The sequence below is a fragment of the uncultured Dubosiella sp. genome (assembly GCF_964018005.1).
GTDB lineage: Bacteria > Bacillota_I > Bacilli_A > Erysipelotrichales > Erysipelotrichaceae > Dubosiella > Dubosiella muris.
In genome coordinates this window covers 16,669-20,439 of the sequence record NZ_CAXHOA010000021.1, presented here as the reverse complement: position 1 = coordinate 20,439, position 3,771 = coordinate 16,669, and the positions used below count along the sequence as shown (strand labels likewise).

Below are 3,771 nucleotides of genomic sequence, written 5' to 3'. Positions count from 1 at the left end.
ATCATCGGTACGTTTAAACGGAGAGACAGCCTTCACAACATATCAAGGCGGAACGACCTGCGAAAGATTTACAGATTATTTAAAAAATATGCTTGTGCCAACGCTTGGTCCTGATGATATTGTTGTTATGGACAATATGCGTACTCATCATTCTAAAGCTGTTAAAGAGCTTATTGATGAGTTAAAAATCAATGTAATATATTTACCGCCGTACAGTCCTGACTTTAATCCCATTGAGAAAATGTGGTCTAAAATTAAATCTGTTCTGCGCAAGTTAAAAGCAAGGTCTGCTTCTGACTTGAAATCCTCTGTCGATACCGCCTTTAATTTGATTTCCGCCAATGATTGTTCCGGGTGGTTTGATTCTTGCTTTATTGGGCAGTAATTTGTGGGATTGCTATAGTATTAAACTTTTTTTGATTTTGGATTCAACGATACAATAATATACTTGATCTTCTGCCCATAATCTTAATATATAATTATATTTTCAAGAGCAATAATGCTGGAAAGCGTTTTAAAATAATATTGTGCAGTTTTACTGCAATTTCGACTTATACAAACTAATTTTATTTGCTATATTTAACAAAAATGTAAAAGATTATAAAAACATCTTGACAAAATAATTATTATAAAGTAATATATAGTTAGTTAAGGCTAACTATGACAAACACCTGAAATATAATATTTAGTTAAGGAGTGTATCTATAATGCCGCTCATATATGCAAAAACAGGCGAGGAAAACATAATTAAGAAAGTAGGAGGAGGCTCAGATACAAGAAAATTTCTTGAAAATCTTGGATTTGTGACTGGTTCTGCGGTAACGGTTGTTAGCAAGATAAGCGGTAACGTTATCGTAACCGTCAAAAATTCGAGAGTTGCCGTTTCCAAAGAAATGGCGCAAAAAATTATTATCTAAGGAGGAACAAGAATATGTCCACATTAAAAGACGCCAAGATAGGCCAAACTGTCACAGTGAAAAGGCTTTGCGGAGAAGGCGCGGTAAAACGCAGAATTATGGATATGGGTATCACAAATGGCGCGGAAATTTACATCCGAAAGGCAGCGCCTCTTGGAGACCCAATTGAAATAACCGTCCGCGGATATGAACTTTCCATTAGAAAATCCGACGCCGAAATGATTGAAGTCAGTTAAATTTTTTTGCGCTGTGGTTAGCAACGGCTTACCACGTTCTTGAACGCGGCAGGGAATGGGTTGCCCTGTTCCGTAAGTAATTGTATGAAATGTAACACCGTTTTACAGAAATAAAGCTTGAAAGGATAGATTTATATGGAGATCAAAATTGCCCTTGCCGGAAATCCTAACACAGGCAAAACCACGCTTTTTAACGCTTTGACGGGATCCAACCAGTTTGTGGGAAACTGGCCCGGAGTTACAGTTGAGAAAAAAGAGGGACGTCTTAAAAGTCATAAGAACGTTATCATCACCGATTTGCCTGGAATTTACTCGCTCTCCCCGTACACTTTAGAGGAAGTCATTGCGAGAAACTACCTTATCGGAGAGCGTCCTGACGCTATTCTCAACATTATTGACGGTACAAATCTTGAACGGAATCTGTACCTCACCACTCAGCTTACAGAGCTTGGCATACCCGTTGTCTGTGCAATAAACATGATAGACGTTGTCTACAAAAACGGCGATAAAATAAACACGGCGCAGCTTGCCGCCGAGCTTGGCTGCAAGGTGGTGGAAATTTCCGCGTTAAAGGGTACAGGCATAAACGAGGCTTCCGCAGCAGCGATAGAGGCTGCAAAGTCAATGGAAAAGACTGCCCCCAAACACATATTCTGCGGAAGTGTTGAACACGTGATTGATAACATTGAAAAAGCGGTACTGCACGATATTTCTGAGGAGCAGCAGCGGTGGTACGCAATAAAATTATTTGAACGAGACAATAAAGTATACGAAACGCTTGGCATTTCCGATATGCAGAAGTCCCATATTGAAGAGGACATAGCCGCTGCCGAAAAGGAAATGGACGACGACAGCGAGAGCATTATTACAAACGAGAGGTACATTTACATAGCGAATGTCATCAATGGCTGTCTGCAAAAGAAAAACCGCGGTATGACCGTCTCGGATAAAATTGATAAAATTGTTACGAACAGAATTCTTGCTCTGCCGATTTTTGCGGCTGTAATGTTTATTGTATACTATGTTTCAATAACCACCGTGGGCAGCTGGGCTACCGACTGGACCAACGACACCCTTTTCGGCGAATGGATTCCAAACGCCGTGAACTCTTTCCTTGAAAGTATCAACTGTGCTGTTTGGCTGAAAAGCCTCATTGTGGACGGCATTATCGGCGGCGTGGGCGCGGTGCTTGGATTTGTACCTCAAATGCTGGTGCTGTTTATTTTTCTTGCGTTCCTTGAAAGCTGCGGCTATATGTCGCGTATTGCTTTTGTTATGGACAGGATTTTCCGTAAATTCGGGCTTTCGGGAAAATCCTTTATACCAATGCTTATCGGTACGGGCTGCGGTGTACCCGGCATTATGGCGAGCCGCACCATTGAAAACGAGCGTGACAGACGAATGACTATCATAACCACCACATTTGTACCTTGCAGCGCAAAGCTCCCGATTATCGGACTTATCGCGGGTGCGCTTTTCGGAAACGCGGGCTGGGTAGGCGCGGCGGCGTATTTTATCGGCGTCTCGGCGATAATCGTTTCGGGCATTATGCTGAAAAAGACCGCGCCTTTTACGGGCGAACCTGCACCCTTTGTAATGGAGCTCCCCGCATATCATATGCCGACAGTCGGAAACGTACTCCGTTCAATGTGGGAGCGTGGCTGGTCGTTCATTAAAAAGGCGGGTACTGTAATTCTCCTTTCCACGGTAGTAATTTGGTTTTTGCAGGGCTTCGGCGTTGAGAACGGAAGCTTTGGAATGGTTGTGGATATCGACAATTCTGTCCTCGCTAAGTTGGGAAGTGTTATTGCACCGATATTTGCCCCACTCGGCTGGGGAAACTGGCAGTCTTCCGTTGCGGCTGTTACGGGACTTGTTGCAAAGGAAAATGTTGTAGCTACGTTCGGTATGCTCTTCCACTTTGACGGCGAGCTTACGGAAAACGGCAGCGAGATATGGACTAACGTTGCGGCAGCATTCACACAGCTTTCAGCGTTCTCGTACCTGATCTTCAACCTTTTGTGCGCACCTTGTTTTGCAGCAATGGGAGCTATCAAGCGCGAAATGAACAACGCAAAATGGACAACATTTGCAATTGCATATCAATGCGGTTTTGCCTATGCGGTATCTCTTATTGTATACCAGCTGGGACTTATTTTTACGGGCAATGTAAATGTTGTTGGACTTATTTTTGCTCTGGCAGTGCTGACATCTATCATCTATATGCTTGCGAGACCCTGCAAGAAAAGCAAAAGGTTTACAAGAATCGTCAAGGCACATTCATAATTTAATTTTCGGGAGGTGTTTTTATGGCAACTTTAATTGTAGGTTTAATTGTAGCAGCGGTAATTTTTCTTATCGCAAAACAGCTTTACAAGGATAAGAAATTAAGAAAGTCCTCCTGCGGCGGTAACTGTATGAGTTGTCTCAATTCATGCGCTTGTCATAACGACTGTCACGGAGATGTCGCAAAAGAATAAGTTGACGTATTTGCACAAAAATTTTTGTTTTGCCGTTGATTATCGGCTTAGTGTTCTTCATTTAGGGACTGTTGACACTATTTAATCCAAACAAGAATGCAAGCGAACTGGATAAAAGCAAGGTACATCATATCGGTT

5 protein-coding genes are annotated in these 3,771 nt (G+C 42.3%); all 5 read left to right on the top strand.

Annotated elements, in window-relative coordinates:
* Positions 1-385, top strand: a 385-nt coding sequence (locus ABNS49_RS11990; protein WP_348688208.1) for a transposase, incomplete at its 5' end; no start/stop codon positions are given.
* Between the two features lie 322 nt (positions 386-707).
* Positions 708-917: a FeoA family protein gene (locus ABNS49_RS11985; RefSeq protein WP_348688207.1), complete on the top strand. Its 210-nt coding sequence runs from the start codon at positions 708-710 to the stop codon at positions 915-917.
* Positions 918-931: 14 nt separating this feature from the next.
* Positions 932-1,153 carry a ferrous iron transport protein A gene (locus tag ABNS49_RS11980; RefSeq protein WP_348688206.1) on the top strand — a complete coding sequence of 74 codons (222 nt, stop codon included), beginning with the start codon at positions 932-934 and terminating at the stop codon, positions 1,151-1,153.
* Between the two features lie 135 nt (positions 1,154-1,288).
* Positions 1,289-3,439 (top strand): ferrous iron transport protein B, encoded by a 2,151-nt coding sequence (gene feoB, locus ABNS49_RS11975; protein ID WP_348688205.1) that lies wholly within the window; start codon positions 1,289-1,291, stop codon positions 3,437-3,439.
* A 23-nt stretch (positions 3,440-3,462) separates the two neighbouring features.
* On the top strand, positions 3,463-3,633 hold the full coding sequence (locus tag ABNS49_RS11970) for a FeoB-associated Cys-rich membrane protein (RefSeq protein ID WP_348688204.1): 171 nt from the start codon (positions 3,463-3,465) through the stop codon (positions 3,631-3,633).
* Positions 3,634-3,771 lie beyond the last annotated feature (138 nt).

Bases quoted from the DNA above. Each gene is read 5' to 3' on its own strand.
- ABNS49_RS11985 (WP_348688207.1), top strand. From the start codon at position 708: ATGCCGCTCATATATGCAAAAACAGGCGAGGAAAACATAATTAAGAAA.
- ABNS49_RS11980 (WP_348688206.1), top strand. From the start codon at position 932: ATGTCCACATTAAAAGACGCCAAGATAGGCCAAACTGTCACAGTGAAA.
- feoB (WP_348688205.1), top strand. From the start codon at position 1,289: ATGGAGATCAAAATTGCCCTTGCCGGAAATCCTAACACAGGCAAAACC.
- ABNS49_RS11970 (WP_348688204.1), top strand. From the start codon at position 3,463: ATGGCAACTTTAATTGTAGGTTTAATTGTAGCAGCGGTAATTTTTCTT.